The sequence below is a fragment of the Paraburkholderia sp. SIMBA_054 genome (assembly GCF_046534875.1).
GTDB lineage: Bacteria > Pseudomonadota > Gammaproteobacteria > Burkholderiales > Burkholderiaceae > Paraburkholderia > Paraburkholderia hospita.
In genome coordinates this window covers 1-268 of the sequence record NZ_JAWRXV010000875.1, presented here as the reverse complement: position 1 = coordinate 268, position 268 = coordinate 1, and the positions used below count along the sequence as shown (strand labels likewise).

At 69.4% G+C, this 268-nt stretch carries 1 pseudogene; it reads left to right on the top strand.

The window, feature by feature from the left end:
* Positions 1–226 (top strand): annotated as a pseudogene (locus SB822_RS57630) (hypothetical protein); the annotation flags it as partial.
* Between the last annotated feature and the right edge of the window lie 42 nt (positions 227–268).

Below are 268 nucleotides of genomic sequence, written 5' to 3'. Positions count from 1 at the left end.
GGTGCATCTCGACCTTCCACGCGCCTTCCGGATGAACCCGCTGGTGATTTCCGGACTGGCCCTGGTGCCGGGGCTGCTGGCCTGGCGGGCCGGCTGGCGGGCACGCTGGTTCGCACCGGTCGTGGCCGTAGTTTCGCGGCCGAACTTCTGGCTGGTGCTGATCCCGGCCTACTGGATCGCCCGCAACCTGCCCTGGTTCCCGTTCACCGCGCTGGCGCCGGGTTGAGCTTCAGCCAACCCACCCGGCGATGACCAGCAACGCCAGCAC